Source organism: Microvirga sp. GN3, from assembly GCF_055792825.1.
Genome location: NZ_JBVVAK010000043.1, coordinates 32,046 through 46,996 on the forward strand (window position 1 = coordinate 32,046; position 14,951 = coordinate 46,996).

Below are 14,951 nucleotides of genomic sequence, written 5' to 3' on the forward strand. Positions count from 1 at the left end.
TGGTGCGGCCTTCGAAAGGGCCGTTCCGGGGCCAAGGCTCCCTTAGAGTCATGAGACTGTCAATAAGATAATTCACTTGAGTTATTCATTGCTCCGGTTCATCGTCCTGTGCACGGAGTGGTGGAGATGCCGAGAAAAGCCAAAGCCGGGACGCCATCGACGATCGGAAGCAATCCGGAGCGGAATCGCTCCCACAACCGGCGTGTTGTGCTGGATGTGGTGCGTCAGCTTGGGCCGGTCGGGCGAATGGAAATTTCGCGCCATGCGCACTTAAGCACCCAGGCCGTCTCGAACATCGTCGAGGATCTCGTCGCCGATGGGTTGCTGATCAGGACCGGACGGCTCAGGGCAGGCCGCGGCCTGCCGCCGATCCAGTTCGCCGTCAATCCGAATGGCGGAATGACTGCCGGAATCGAGATCGCGGCCGACCATGTTTCCACGCTTCTGGTCGATATCGGCGGTCGTGTCCGCGCCCAGCGGAGCGTCCCGATTCCGCGCAACGATCCCGAAACGGTGCTTCCCGTCATCAAGGCCGAAATCGAAGCCGCGCAGGCGCAATTGAAGTCGCCCGTGCCGCAACTCCTCGGCGTCGGAGTCGTGATGCCCGGTCCGTTCAACGTCGAGGGCATGACGTCGGTCGGGCCGACGACCTTGTCCGGGTGGCTGGACTTCGACGCGGTCGCCAGTATCGGCGACATGCTGGATGTCCCCATTACGTTGGAGAACGACGCCACCGCCGCTGCCGTCGGCGAGCGCCTGCACGGCGCAGCCAAGGACCTGAAGAATTTCTGCCTGATTTATTTCGGGCAAGGGTTGGGCCTAGGCATCATGATCGACGGCCGGCCGTTTCGCGGGGCGAACGGCAATGCGGGCGAGATCGGGCATGTGCTGGTCGAGAAAGGCGGACGCCTCTGCTCATGCGGCCAGCATGGCTGCCTTGAAGCCTATGCCTCGTTCCATTCCCTCGCGCAGCAATCGGCAAAGGCTGGCATCCACGGAGTGGAATACGCGGATCTGGAACGCCTTCATCGCGAGAAGCATCCCGTCGTCCTAATGTGGATCGAGGAAGCGGCCGGCTATCTGGCGCCTCAGGTCGCCATGCTCGAAAACCTCTTCGATCCGGAGGCCATCGTCCTTGGCGGCGTTCTTCCGCCGGGTCTGCTGGAGGATCTCGTGCAGGCCATGCAGCCGCTTCCCCTGTCGGTCGCGCGGCGCAGGAACCGGAGCGAGGCCCGCCTGATCCATGGGCGCACCGGCCGCCTCACGGCAGCGCTCGGCGCTGCCGCCCTGCCGCTCCTGGAAACGATGACCCCGCGTCTCGATACCGCCCATGCAGCCCGACGTGACCAACCGAACGAGGAGATTTCTCTTGCTGGATGACCATAGCCGCCTTGCCCGCGCCGTTCATCAGCCGGCCCTGGTCCGCCTGCACCGTGCCTTGAGCCGGCTCCCATCTGTGCTGACCGTGATGAATACGGGAGCGCACCCGGACGACGAGATGAACGGCCTATTGGCAGCCATGCGCTTTGCCTATGGTATGCGGATCGTGGTTGCGTGTTCGACCCGGGGTGAGGGCGGTCAGAATGCGCTCGGGCCGGAGCGGGGTGGCGCGCTCGGGGCTTTAAGAACCGCCGAGATGGAGGAGGCCGCTCGCCGCATCGATGCCGATGTGGCTTGGCTCGGCCATGGACCGGACGATCCGGTTCACGATTTCGGATTCTCCAAAAGCGGCGACGACACCCTTCGGCGGTGGAGCGAGCAACGGATCATTGAGCGGCTCGTGCGGGCCTATCGCCAGTATCGGCCCGACATCGTGATTCCCACCTTCCTAGACGTGCCGGGACAGCATGGCCATCACCGCGCGATGACCCGTGCCGCCGAAACCGCGTTGGCTTTGGCGGCCGATCCTGCGGCCTATCCGGAACATGCGGAACGCGGCCTCACGTCGTGGCAGGTTTCGAAGTTCTATCTGCCGGCATGGTCGGGCGCTGGCTATGCCTACGATGACGAGGTGCCTCCGCCGCCCGCAACGCTCAGCATTCAGGTTGTCGGCGGAGATCCGGTGACCGGCCTGGCATACAAGCAGCTCGGCGAATGGTCGCGCGAAGCGCACGCTTCGCAGGGCATGGGCGTATGGCGCGACAATCCGACCGATCAATGGAGCCTTCATCTAAAACTCCAGGCTGATGCTTCGCCGGACCACGAGCGCGACGTCCGCGATCACCTGCCTACGAACCTTCGCGATCTTGCCGGCACGCCGGGTCTGACGGAGAAGGCGGGCGCTGCTCTGCGGGATGCTCAGGAGCGCATCGATGCAGCCATCGCGGCGTTCCCCGATCGCAAGGTAATCAGTGAGGCGCTCAGTCATGCGGCACGGTTAATTGAGGAAGCACAGACGAGCATGGATCGCTCGGCCAACGATCTGCTTGGGCATCGTCTCGACCGCAAGCTGCGCGAAATCGATGCGGTGATCTTCGAAGCGAATGCGAAGACGGCAAGAGCAATCTTCCACGGAGCAGCGCATCCGGGAGCGCAGGTCGACCTGGATGTGGCCATCGATGTGACCGATTTTAAGAGACTAACAATCGTGCCGTGGCTTCCCGATGGGATCGAGGCGGCCGAGATTTCCCGCGAACCGGGACATGTTCGCTATACGATCGCGATCCCTGAAGCGACCTCTTACACAGGACAGTATCCGGCAGCCTTCGATCCCATGGGCGGCAATGGCCCGGTCGGCCTTCGCGTCTCCGGCGAGATCCACGGCCGCACAGTCACGATAGATCTGGATCCCGAAGAGCCTCTGAGGATCGGCCCGCAACAGTCCCTGTCGCTCGATCCGGCCGTCGTGATCGTGAGGACCGATGCACCGGCATCCGGCATCCGGGTCCAGACATTGGGGGCGGAGCCGACCAACTGGCAGGTGCCGCAGGGCTGGACCATCCGGCGTCAGGACAACGATTGGATGATCGACCCGCCGCGTGAGATAAATCCCGGCGTTTCAACCCTTACCCCGATCCTCGACGGCAGGCCGGCTAGCACCATTCGGACCATCGCCTATCCGCACATCCGGCCGACCGCGTTCATTGCACCGGCTGAGCTGAAAGTTCTGGCCCTTGATGTAGCTCTGCCAAAAGGCGCGCGCATCGGATATGTCGGCGGCGGCAGCGACAATGTCGGAACGCATATGCGCCATCTCGGGCTCGATGTGACGGATCTGACAGAGGCGGATCTGAAGGCAGGTTCCCTTTCCGATTACACCACCATCGTCATCGGCATCTTCGCGTTCGGCTTGAGGCGCGACCTGCAGGCTGCGATGGGCCGCTTGCACCGGTTCGTGAAAGAGGGCGGCCATCTGGTGACGCTCTACCATCGCCCGACGGATGGCTGGGATCCGGATCGGACGCCGCCTCGCCGCCTCGCTATCGGCTCGCCGTCGCTGCGGTGGCGCGTCACCGATCCATCCGCTCCAGTGACGGTTCTGGAGCCGGATAATCCTCTGCTGACCTCTCCGAACAAGATTGAGTCGAGTGACTGGCAGGGCTGGGACAAGGAGAGGGGACTCTATTTCGCGGCCGATTACGACCCTGCATATGAAGAGCTTTTGTCGCTCAACGATCCGGGCGAGAATCCGCTGAAAGGTTCGCTGATTTCGGCCCGCATCGGTCGAGGGCGGCACACGCATGTGGCGCTCGTGCTGCATCATCAGTTGGACAAACTCGTGCCCGGTGCCTTCCGCCTTCTAGCGAATCTCGTTCAGCCTGTCTGACAGAGGACATGGAACCTGAGCCGGAAAGCAGGTCGAGCGCGCCTCCTGTTCCTCTGTGGATCAGCGCAGGATGGCTGTTGCTCGACATGGCCCTGGTCACGACCATGCAGGCCATCGTCAAGGCCGAGGGCGAGACCTATCCGGCCGTGCAATTGGTCTTTCTGCGCTCGCTCGTCGGGTTTATCTCGGTGGCGCCGCTGGTGTGGCGCCATCGCAAGAAGCTGACGGACCTGTCGAACATTCGCGGCCATCTCGCCCGCGTCGCCTTCAACTCCGCCGCGCTGACCCTCAATTTCGCGGCCTTTGCTGCTTTGCCTCTGGCTCTGGTCACTGCCATCGGATTCAGCCGGCCGCTCATGCTGCTGGTGATGGCGGCGATCATGCTGGGAGAGAGCGTGAGCCGGACGCGCTATGTTTTCACGGCACTCGGCTTTCTCGGCGTCATCATCATGGTGCAGCCGGATGCGATTCCGTGGAACATGGGGCTTCTCGCAGCTTTCGGATCGGTCTTCTTCGGCTCCCTCGCCGTCGTTCAGACAAGGCGGCTTGCCGGCGAAAATACTGTCATCCTGATGCTCTTCTATACGGTCGGTCTGATGATCCTGACATTGATCCCCGCTGCATTCGTCTGGGTGCCGATCCCGTGGAGTGCGGCACCGAACATCATCCTCATCGGCGTCTTGGCGCAGCTCGGCCAATATTGCTGGCTGCAGGCCTATCAGAAGCAGGAAGCGCGCCTCCTTGCACCGATCGGTTATCTGTCGATCCTCTTTTCGGGCTTCGCAGGCTGGATCTACTTTGGCGAGATCCCGTCCCTGTCCCTCGGCATTGGCGCCGCCATCGTGGTCCTGACCACGGTACTGGCCACGCCCACTGAGCGCTGGCTCGTGAACAGGAAAGAGGCGTAGAAGGCTTCATTGAAGTGACTTTTCTTATCCCAGCCAGGGCTGCCGCACCTGAGCTTGGGAGAAAGATCGCTGTTGATGTTTGCGTTGATCTGCGAACAAGCTGAAGCCCTGCTCGGGGCATGCCAACCCGCCCCTATGGTCAAGTGCCGGCCTCCGCTGCGTCTGGTCCGGGAGGCCCGCCCACAACACCCCGGCCCCACTTATTTGCCATGCAGGGCTCACGCCATTCCGTTCGTCAAAAATGCCAAGTGCTTGTCCCAAACGATCAAGCAAGATCGCCGGAAGTGATCACAATATGTCCTCCTTGTACTCCCGGGCTCATGCCTTGGGTGCACGAACTGGCGAAAGGGAGGATGGCGGTGAACGGGACTCTCTTGGCTATCTGCGCTCTCGCAGTGAGCGCTCTTCTCATTCCGGGTGACGCTTACGCTCAGCGGTTCGGCGGCCGCGGCGGCGGCGCTGGCGCCCGTATCGGCGGCGGTGGTTTCGGCGGAGGTGGAGGTTTCCGTGGCGGTGGCGCCGCCTTCAGAGGTGGCAACTTCGGCGGAGGCCAACGAATGTTCATTCCTCGAGGAGGGATGGGTGGTTCCCGAGTCGCGATCGGAGGCGGCGGTTTCCGTACCGGCGCAATTGCGGCTCCTCGGCCCGGTCGAGGGGATTTTCGCATGGCCGCCATCGGGAGGCCCGGCTTTGGCGCCCGAGGCCCGTATTACGGCCGCGTCGGAGGTGCCTATCGGCCCTACTACCGGGGCAACTACGGCCGCTACCCGTATTATCGCAACTATTATGGCAACTACTATCGTGGCTATCCGTATTACGGCGGATTACTGGCCGCAGGACTGACGCTCGGCGCTTTGAGCTACCCATATTACGGATATGGCTACAATTACCCGTACTACGGCGCTTATCCGTACGACGTGGCGGCCGCCGAGGACTGCTATTGGGTCCGTCGCCGTGTCGTCAATGCATATGGACGGGTCGTCATTCGGCGACAACAGGTCTGCAATTATTGAAGGCTGCCGGTCGCGAAGGGTCATCCCTTCGGTGATTTCGCGGAAGCCGGCCGATACCGGGAGGACTGATTACCGATGAGAAGGATCATCGCGCTCGCGCTCGTCCCAATCGTCACCACGGTGCCGGGACTTGCAGCTCCAGGCGTCACCACGACCAGCGTCAACTTCCGCTCAGGCCCGGGAACGCAGTTTTCCTCCCTTCGCACCCTTCCGGCCGGCACTGCCGTCGATATCGGCGATTGCGAGGATGCGGGAAGCTGGTGCGCCATCACCGTGGATGGACGAAGCGGCTTCGTCAGCGGCCGTTACCTCCAGGAGAACAAGGAATCCGAGGATTGGCCGCGGTCGTACGAGACCGGCAAGGGGCGCATGATCTTCTATCAGCCACAGTTCACCGAATGGAACGACTTCAAGTCCATTGAGGCACTGGTGGCGGCTCAATTCCTGAGAACACCCGAGGCCAACCCGGTGTTCGGCGTGATCGGACTGAAGGGCAAGACGTCCTATGACGAGGATGCCGGTGAGGTCGTGATCACCGACGTCACCGTTACCGAGTTGAACTTCTCGGGGCTCGGCCGCGACGAACTGGCGGCGCTTGCGGTCGAGACCGGCAAGATTCTGCCGACAGGCCCGATCACGGTATCGGAGACACGTATAACGGCAAGTCTCGCCGAACAGAAGCGCATGACCGACGTGCAGGGGCTTAAGGCCGACCCGCCGCCGATCTTCGTGTCGAAATCTCCGGCGATCCTGCTGCAGACCGATGGTGAGACTGCCTATGCGCCGGTCAAGGGCAAGGCAGGGCTCTCCTTCGTGGTCAATACGAACTGGGATCTCTTCCGCATCGATGACGGTGGCGCCCTCTATCTGCGCGACGACACACATTGGCTGAGCGCGAGCGCCATGACGGGTCCGTGGACATCGGTGTCCGAACTGCCCGCACTGCTGAAGGACCTGCCGGACGACGGCAACTGGGCGGATGCTCGCGGCGCCATGCCGCCCGAGGCCTACACCGGCGGTGCCATGCCGAAGGTGATCACCACGGGCAAGCCAGCCGAGCTGATCCTGTTCGAGGGTGAGCCCGCTCTCCAGGATGTTCCCGGGACGGCGCTCCAATGGGCGTCGAACAGCGAGTCCGACGTGTTTTTCGACAAGACCGGGAAGCAGTGGTACGTGCTCCTGTCCGGCCGCTGGTTCCGCGCGACGACGCTGGATGGGCCGTGGACGTTTGCCACCCCTGACCTGCCGGCGGATTTTCGCAATATCCCGGAAGACGCGCCCTATTATGCCGTGCGCTCATCCGTGCCGGGAACCTCGGAGAGCGAGGAGGCGCGGCTGAAGGCCAGCATTCCCACGACGGCACGGGTCGAGACCGGCTCGATCACGCCAACGATCGCCTATGCCGGAGACGCTCAGTTCGCGCCGATCGAAACAACCGATCTTGCCTATGCGACGAACACGACCGAGACCGTGATCAAGGTCGGAGAGCGCTACTTCCTGCTGCAGGATGGCGTGTGGTTCGTGGCCAACAATCCGAACGGCCCGTGGCAGATTGCCCGTGAAGTACCGGAAGCGATCTACCAGATCCCGCCATCCTCCCCTGTCTACAATGCCACCTATGTGCGCGTGTACGATACCGAGCCCGATGCGGTCTGGTACAGCTACACCATGGGCTACCTCTACGGCTTCCCGGCCTGGGGCACCTATGTCTACGGGACCGGCTGGGCCTATCCGCCGTATTGGTACAATTGGGCCGGCTACGGTTACCCGATCTATTATCCACGGCCGGCCACTTGGGGCCTCGGGGCCTACTACAATCCGGTCCGGGGCATGTATGGCCGCTATGGCTATGCCTATGGTCCCTATCGTGGGATTGCGGGGGCGCGGGCTTGGAATCCAGGTATCGGCACCTATGCCCGTGCAGGAGCAGCCTGGGGGCCGCGCGGCTCGGCTGGATTTGTCGGTGCGTATAATCCACGCACGGACGGAGGCGGGTTTGTCGCGGGCGGTCGCAATGTCTACGGCGCGTGGAAATCGGCCGGCGTGAAGCGCGGGTCCGAATGGGCGCGGGTGACGGCGCGCGACAACGTGGCAGGCGGCTCGTCGCTGCGCTGGAACACGTCCAACGGCCAGGGCTTCGTCCGCGAGGGCCGGCGTGGCGACCTCTATGCCGGTCGCGACGGCAATGTCTATCGCAACACCGGGGATGGCTGGCAGCGCTACGATGGTGGCTGGCAGGATGTAGCGCGGCCGGAACGCGGAGACCTGCTCCAGCGCGGCGAGGGGCGCGAAGGCCTTTCGCCGGAGGCGCGCGAGCGGTTCCAGGAGCGGGGCGGCGGAGAGGCGCTGAGAGGTCTCGCTGGAGCCGGAGCCGCCGGTGCGGCGGGCGCGGCACTCGGTCAGCGCCTGAGTGGCGGTGAGCAGGTTCGGCGGGACGCTGCCGACCGCGATGCAATCCGCGAGCGTGCGCAGCAGCGCCAGACGCCCCAGCAGCGTCCGGCAACGCAACAGCGGCAGGCGACACGGGAGCGTCCGGCTCAGGCACAGCGACCTGCTGCACAGCGTCCCGCAGCCCGCCAGCAGCTGCCGTCGAACGTCATGCGTGACGTCCAAGCCCGTCATGTCGGCAATCAGCGTCAGATGGCGAGCCGCCAGTTTTCCCGGCCGCCGGCGCAGTTCTCCCGTTCGGCATCCTTTGGGCCATCACGGAGCATGGGTCCGCGAGGCGGATTCGGGGGAGGCGGGCGCGGCGGAGGCTTCGGGGGCGGACGAGGAGGACGTCGCTAAAGCATTTTGCGGACAAGCGGAGTCACTTGTCCACACGATCTCACAATCTGTTCGCTCACATCGAACATTCAGAAGTCGCGCTGGACGCGCAGACGGCCTTCCCACGTATCTTCCGATCCGGTTGACCGGAAGGTTCCCGTCGGATCGCCGGAAGCCGTTGTCAGTGGAACGGCCACGCGCTCGCGCGGATCGACCCTGATGTAAAGCGCCTCGACGCCAATGCGGAATTCTTTCACCGGCATCCAGATCACGTTGGCGCCGACACGTTACTCGTCGAAGTCGACGAGGCCCGTGGTTGTCCCTGCCGTTCCAGCAGCGATCGTCGCGACGGTCGTAGGCACCACGTATTGCGCAACTCCCGGCGCATCGAAGCGCATCCAGGACCCGAACACGTTCGTCTGGACGGTTGGCGTCCAATTGTGATTGAGACCGCCGGCAATGGCATAGGCCTTGTTGGTCTTGAAGTCGCCCGTAAACGGATCGACGAAGGCGTCCGTGAATGGCATGGCGAGCGAACCGGCGCCGATGAACCCATTGCTGATCGGGCCAGCCTGGCCGGCATTGAGATAGCCGATCGCTCCGTCCGTATAGGTTGCCATCATCCATACGGTATCGCCGACCCCGAGGGCGGGCACGTTGGCATAGCCAAGGGCGGCCAGGGCGAAACCGTAATCCGTGTCCGCGTAGGTCGGATTGGGCAGACCGGTAATGGGGTTGATGACTGGGACGGTCACACCGCTCACCGTTGCGAGGCCGGCCGCCACGTCACGGATCTGGTGCAGGGCGCCGGACAACTGCACTTCGCCCCAGGTGCCTTTGTAGCGCATGTTGGCGACGACATCCGGCATGCGCTCGCCCGCATAGGTGGAGGCGATCGGAGCAAAGACCGGGAACGGGCTGGCGACCCCAAATAGCGGGAAATCGAGCTCGTTATTGACCTGACGCTCCGTGCCGTCCTCGAGCGACAGGGTGGCCGAGAAGCCGTTGCCGAACGAGAAGGTGTAAGCGAGCAGGTTCACTTCGGCATTGGCCGGATCGTCGAAGCGCAGATCGCCGAAGTTCGGGGTCGGCAAGTCCGGGCTTGTGAAGAACGAAACCGCGCGACCTGCAGTCAGGCCACCGAACTGGACGAAGGCTTGAGAAATCTCGGGGCTCGTGGAACTGAAGCCGTAAGCACCGGTGTTCCGGGTCATCTCCATGCGGATATAGGTGCGCAGCATGCCGTAAGCGGTGGCAGTCCGCGCGTCGAGGTTGATGCGGCCACGCCCTCGGAACCCGATCGTGTCCTGCGAGCGATCGACCGGTTCGACATACAGATACTCGGCTCGAACGCGGCCGCTGACACGGAGGCAGGTCTCGGTGCCGGGGACGTAGAAGAAGCCTGCGCCATGGGTAGAGCAGATCCGGACATACTCGACGGGAGCTGCGGTTTTGGCCGGCAGGTCGGCGGCCTGTGCGCCACCGCTGATGATCGCCGCGCCTCCAAGCAACAGAGTTCGAACTGACGCCATGGTACAAGCTCCAAGACAAAGCCTAGCCGTGCTGATGAAAGAGTGTGCAGACAGGCGAAGGCCGTCAAGCGAGTCTCAGAAGGCGCTTATCTGGCTTCGCCCTAATCCTCTGACGTGTTGCCGAGAAGCATCATGCCGCCGGGCGCCGAGCGCTCTTCAACTCAGGAGAACCTGAACGGCGATGATTTTGACGATGGTCATGCTCGGGAAGCAGATTGCATAGCCGATGTCGGTTCTTTCGGTCGGAGCCAGACGTCCGGCCGCAACCACGATGGCGGGATTGCCGGTCGAGCCCGCACAGACGCCGAGCAGGTCGTCGAAGGGAATGCGCAACAGGTATCCCCCTGCCAGCACGATCAGCACCAGTGTGAACAGAACGGCGGCGCCGCCAAGAAGGATCTGAATCCCGTTGGTCGCCACGGTCTGGACGAAGGGGCTTCCAGCGCCAATGGCGACCGAGCCGATGAACACCGACAGGCCGAGGTTCCGCAGGACCAGGTTGGCGACTACCGGTATTCTCCAGCCCAAGGGGCCGGTGCGGCCGAGCCAGCCCAGAACGAGCGCCATGACGAGCGGCCCGCCAGCAACGCCGAGGCTGAAGGTGCCGCCTCCCGGTAAAGGCACGGGAATCATGCCGAGGAGAAGGCCAAGAGCGATCCCAACGCCGATCGAAACGAAGGACAGCTCGGCATTGCCCTTGATGCTGTCCCCGAAGTGCCGCTGGACTTCAGCTTTCCGATCCGAGGGCACCGCAGCCACGAGCAGATCGCCGAACTCGATTGTCAGATCGGATGACGCCATAATGTCGACGTCGCCCCGGCGGATATGCGAAATGACGACGGGAAAATCGGGAAGCGCGATTTCGCGCATGTTCTTACCGACGAAGGTCGCTTTCGAAACATAGACACGCACGACATCGTAATTGGCGCGGTCTCGGCTTATACGCCCCGGGTCCTCGTGCCCCATGGCTGCCTTTGCCTGCTCGATGCTCGCCGGGCTGCCGACCAGAAGCAGTCCGTCGCCTTCATGCAATCTCGTCCCTGCAAGGGGCGGCGCGTTCACATGGTGCTGGCGGACCGCGATGATCTTGATGTCGGACGGCAAGACCGCGGAAACATCTTCGACGGTCTGGTTCTCGCACTTCGACTCGAGGGTCAGTTCTGCGACCCGTACGTTCTGCGAAGGTGCCTTGAACGTAGGTTTGACCAAGGCGGCCATGATGGTCATCAGAACGATTGGTCCGATGACACCGAAGGGATAAGACACTGAGTAGCCAATTGCGGGATCCTGGTTGCCCGCCGCCGCCAATGCCGCCTGCAGGGTAGGCGTGCTCGTGCCGGAGCCGGCGAACAATCCGGCCGCCGTCGCCATCGAGATCCCAAGGGGAGAAGCAAGCGACATGGCGACGAGGAGCGAGGCGATCACGGCAACGGCCGCAAGTGCGATATATTTGACACCGGGACCGCGCAGGCTCGCGAAAAACTGCAGTCCGTATTGGATACCCACACCATAGACGAACATTACGAGGCCAAGCGTTCCGACCAATCCGGGCGGCGCCGCCTTCGGTGCAATGGCACCGATGATCAAGCCGGTGAACAACACGGCTCCCGCGCCGAAGGAGACGCCGGCAATCGAGATCTGCCCGAGCGCATAACCGGTGGCGATGGCGAGAAACAGCGCCAGCAAGGGAGAGGCTTCAAGCAGCGTACGAACGATATCGAGCATTGATTTTCCTCATCTTGCGCGACAACCGGCCTCATGAAACTGACCGATCACCCGCGCTACCAAGTCCGGCGAGGGGGAGGGGGTATCGGAGAGTTCGTAACTCAGGCCCATCGCCTTCCATTTGAAGGTGCCCATCTGATGAAACGGGAGGACCTCGACCTACTCCACGTTGCTCATCGGCGCCACGAAACGGGCGATGCCCTCAACATTGGCGGGATCGTCGGTCAAGCCGGGAACCAAAACAAACCGCACCCAGACCGGCTTGCCGAGAACTGCCAGACGCTCCGCGAACTGGATGGTCGGACGAATGTCCTGTCCTGTCGTCCGGCGATAGGTTTCCGGGTCCCAGGACTTGATGTCGAGCAGCACGAGATCCACTTGACGTAGATACTCATCGTCGGCGCGCGCACCGAGAAAGCCCGATGTGTCCAAAGCCGTATGGAGGCCCATTCCCTTGGCGGCCGCGAAGAGCCGTTTGGTGAAGTGCAATTGGACCATCGGCTCCCCACCCGATATCGTCATTCCGCCATCCATGGCACGCAGCGGTGCGGCGTAAGCCTGAAGCGCGGTTCTGGCACGCTCGAACGAGACACGCGTGCCATCCTTGAGATGCCACGTGTCCGGGTTGTGACAGTATAGGCATCGCAGCAGGCAGCCACTCATGAAGATCGTCACGCGAATGCCCGGACCGTCCACGGTGGATCCAGTCTCGTAGGAATGGATCCATCCGAAATCGCCCCGGAGATCATTGAAGCCGGCTGTCTCCGGGGCGTCTGGGGATCGCGCCTGTTGCAGGGCGTACCGGCTATGGGCCCAGGGCTCGTCGGCCATGACCTCAAGCATCTCCATGGAACGTTCGACTGATGACATCCATCTGCTGTTCCCGGGTCAGGCGCACGAAGTTGACCGCATAACCCGAGACCCGGATCGTCAGTTGGGGGTATTTGTCGGGATGCTCCATCGCGTCGAGCAGGGTGTCGCGGTTGAGGACATTGAGGTTCATGTGGAACCCGCCCTGGCCGCAATAGGTGTCGAGCACCTTCACCGCCTGCTTGATCTTTTCCCCCTGGTCCAGGCGATTGAGGCTCGGCGTGATTGACACGGTGTAGCTGATGCCGTCCTGCGCATCCGCATAGGGCAGCTTCGCCACCGACAAACACGAGGCGAGCCATCCGTGGCTGTCGCGGCCATGCATCGGATTGGCACCGGGAGCAAAGGGCTCGCCGGTCTTGCGGCCATCCGGCGTATTGCCGGTATGCTTGCCATAGACGACGTTGCTCGTGATGGTCAGCACCGATTGCGTATGAACGGCATTCCGGTAGGTCGGATGCTTGCGAATCTTTCTCATGAAGGTGGAGACAAGATCGGCCGCAATGGTGTCGACGCGATCATCGTTGTTGCCGTATTTCGGGAAGTCGCCCGTGATCTCGTAACCGACGATCAATCCGTCATCGCGCCGGACAGGTTTGACCTCCGCATGCTTGATGGCCGACAGGCTGTCAGCCACCACCGACAGTCCTGCAATGCCGAAGGCCATCGTGCGCAGGATCTGCTGATCGTGGAGCGCCATCTCGAGGCGTTCGTAATAGTACTTGTCATGCATGTAATGGATGCAATTCATGGCATGGACGTAGGTCCGCGCCAGCCATTCCATCATGGTGTCGAACTTCGCCATGACATCATCATAGACAAGAATGTCGCCGGAGACGGGCGATGCCGCCGGGCCGACCAGCTCACCACTCACCTCGTCCCGTCCGCCATTGATGGCATAAAGCAGGCATTTAGCGAGATTGACCCGCGCGCCGAAGAACTGCATCTGGTTCCCGATGCGCATTGCCGACACGCAGCAGGCGATGCCGTAATCATCGCCCCAATAGGGGCGCATGAGATCGTCGTTCTCGTACTGGAGAGACGACGTCTCGGCCGAAATCTTGATGCAGAAGCGTTTGAAGCCGTCGGGCAACTGCTTCGACCAGAGCACGGTCATGTTGGGTTCCGGTGCCGGGCCGAGATTCGTCAGCGTATGCAGCATACGGAAGCTTGTCCGCGTCACCAAGGGACGACCGTTGAGATCCATGCCGCCGACGCACTCGGTGGCCCAGTAGGGATCACCCGAAAACAGGGCATCGTAGTCGGGCGTGCGCAGGAAGCGGACGATACGCAGCTTCTGGACGAGCTGGTCGATGAGTTCCTGAGCACCGGCCTCATCGAGAGCGCCGCTCTTCAAATCGCGCTCGATATAGATGTCGAGGAAGGATGAGATGCGGCCGATGGACATGGCCGCGCCATTGGCCTCCTTGATGGCTCCGAGATAACCAAAATAGGTCCATTGCACGGCTTCGCGCGCATCCGCCGCCGGGCGCGTGATGTCGGAGCCGTAATTCCTGGCCATCTCCGCAAGGTCAGCCAGCGCCCGCATCTGTTCGGACAGCTCCTCCCTTTCGCGGATAACATCGTCCGTTGGCCACTTAGCATCAAGCAGTGCCCGCTCGGCGCGCTTGGCCGCAAGCAATTTGTCTGTGCCATACAGGGCGATCCGGCGATAGTCGCCGATAATCCGTCCACGACCATAGGAGTCGGGCAGGCCCGTGATGATGTGGCTGCGCCGGCAGGCCATGATCTCCGGTGTATAGGCATCGAAGACCCCGTCATTATGGGTCTTGCGGTACTTGGTGAAGACGTCGTGTACAATCGGATCGGGCTCGAATCCTGCCGCCTTGAGTCCAGCCTCCACCATGCGCAGCCCGCCGTATGGCATGATGGCGCGGCGGAACGGCGCGTCGGTCTGCAGCCCGACGATCACCTCGTTGTCGCGGTCGATATAGCCGGGATTGTGGGAGGTCATCGAGGAAGGCGTCTTGGCGTCGACATCCAGGACACCTTTGCGGATTTCCTCCTTGAAATAGGGCTGCAGCTTTGCCCAGACGGCTTTCGTGCGCTCGCTGGGCGCGGCCAGAAACGCTTCGTCTCCGTCATAAGGTGTGACGTTCCGCTGGATGAAATCACGGACATCAACTGTGTTCTGCCAGCGTCCGGATGTGAAACCCACCCATTCATTGACCGAATCTGCCGCTTCGGAGGCACCAGCCTGATGATGGATTGCCTCGTGCTTTCCTGGCTGTTGCTTCGGCGTATCCGTGGACCTGTGAGCAGCAGTGGCTTCATCTGGCATGACGGCCTCCTCCCACGACGCTGATGGGATCTTCCTTCGATATCTTCCGCCGCTCACGCGCGGCCGCTG

The 14,951-nt window shown here is 62.4% G+C and carries 10 protein-coding genes; 5 read left to right on the forward strand and 5 right to left on the reverse strand.

The window, feature by feature from the left end; all coding sequences use genetic code 11:
• Positions 1-126: 126 nt before the first annotated feature.
• From ACS5Q1_RS20610 to ACS5Q1_RS20630, 5 genes are all read left to right on the forward strand, one after another.
• Positions 127-1,380 carry an ROK family transcriptional regulator gene (locus ACS5Q1_RS20610; protein WP_473099931.1) on the forward strand — a complete coding sequence of 418 codons (1,254 nt, stop codon included), beginning with the start codon at positions 127-129 and terminating at the stop codon, positions 1,378-1,380.
• Positions 1,370-3,766, forward strand: coding sequence for a PIG-L family deacetylase (locus tag ACS5Q1_RS20615; RefSeq protein WP_473099932.1), 2,397 nt, complete (start codon positions 1,370-1,372; stop codon positions 3,764-3,766). Before ACS5Q1_RS20610 ends, ACS5Q1_RS20615 begins: the two co-directional genes overlap by 11 nt.
• 8 nt (positions 3,767-3,774) lie before the next feature.
• Entirely contained in the window at positions 3,775-4,674 is a 900-nt protein-coding gene (locus tag ACS5Q1_RS20620; RefSeq protein ID WP_473099933.1) for a DMT family transporter, read from the forward strand.
• A gap of 359 nt (positions 4,675-5,033) precedes the next feature.
• Positions 5,034-5,687 (forward strand): hypothetical protein, encoded by a 654-nt coding sequence (locus ACS5Q1_RS20625; protein WP_473099934.1) that lies wholly within the window; start codon positions 5,034-5,036, stop codon positions 5,685-5,687.
• A gap of 75 nt (positions 5,688-5,762) precedes the next feature.
• Positions 5,763-8,474 (forward strand): SH3 domain-containing protein, encoded by a 2,712-nt coding sequence (locus ACS5Q1_RS20630; protein WP_473099935.1) that lies wholly within the window; start codon positions 5,763-5,765, stop codon positions 8,472-8,474.
• Positions 8,475-8,542: 68 nt separating this feature from the next.
• Here the strand turns inward: ACS5Q1_RS20630 and ACS5Q1_RS20635 are convergent, their stop codons facing one another.
• The 5 genes from ACS5Q1_RS20635 to pflB form a co-directional block, all read right to left on the reverse strand.
• Positions 8,543-8,716, reverse strand: coding sequence for a hypothetical protein (locus ACS5Q1_RS20635; RefSeq protein ID WP_473099936.1), 174 nt, complete (start codon positions 8,714-8,716; stop codon positions 8,543-8,545).
• Between the two features lie 24 nt (positions 8,717-8,740).
• On the reverse strand, positions 8,741-9,985 hold the full coding sequence (locus ACS5Q1_RS20640) for a porin (RefSeq protein ID WP_473099937.1): 1,245 nt from the start codon (positions 9,983-9,985) through the stop codon (positions 8,741-8,743).
• Between the two features lie 156 nt (positions 9,986-10,141).
• The gene (locus ACS5Q1_RS20645; protein WP_473099938.1) at positions 10,142-11,710 is read right to left on the reverse strand and encodes an aspartate:alanine exchanger family transporter; all 1,569 of its coding nucleotides are present in this window, start codon (positions 11,708-11,710) and stop codon (positions 10,142-10,144) included.
• 159 nt (positions 11,711-11,869) lie between these two features.
• Entirely contained in the window at positions 11,870-12,580 is a 711-nt protein-coding gene (pflA, locus tag ACS5Q1_RS20650; RefSeq protein WP_473099939.1) for a pyruvate formate-lyase-activating protein, read from the reverse strand.
• The gene (gene pflB, locus ACS5Q1_RS20655) at positions 12,546-14,882 is read right to left on the reverse strand and encodes a formate C-acetyltransferase (protein ID WP_473099940.1); all 2,337 of its coding nucleotides are present in this window, start codon (positions 14,880-14,882) and stop codon (positions 12,546-12,548) included. Before pflB ends, pflA begins: the two co-directional genes overlap by 35 nt.
• Positions 14,883-14,951: the final 69 nt, after the last annotated feature.